Source organism: Vibrio sp. 10N.222.49.C9, from assembly GCF_041474985.1.
GTDB classification, from domain to species: Bacteria; Pseudomonadota; Gammaproteobacteria; order Enterobacterales; family Vibrionaceae; genus Vibrio; species Vibrio crassostreae_C.
In genome coordinates, this window is sequence record NZ_JBFRVD010001606.1 from 1 (window position 1) to 226 (window position 226).

The 226-nt window shown below is 45.6% G+C and carries 1 protein-coding gene; it reads right to left on the bottom strand.

The features are described from left to right. Nucleotides 1–226 (bottom strand): ribonucleotide reductase N-terminal alpha domain-containing protein (locus AB4585_RS29470; RefSeq protein ID WP_372172386.1); only part of this gene is annotated, 226 nt, incomplete at both ends.

The following is a 226-nucleotide window of genomic DNA, read 5'->3' on the forward strand; positions in this document are numbered from 1 at the left end:
GATTGGCGTAGGCAGCGAGATCTTGAACATAGATACCGCGTCATAGAAGCGACGGATGTAATCTAGACGAGTTTCTCTTGGGTATTTAGAGAATAGGCATGCAGAAACCAGCATATATAGGAACTGCGCACTCTCATAGATTTCTTTAGTTACGCGGTTTTGTACGAAGTACTTGCCCTCAAGCTGTTTTACAGCGGCGTAAGAGAAGTTGAGATCGCGTCTGTGG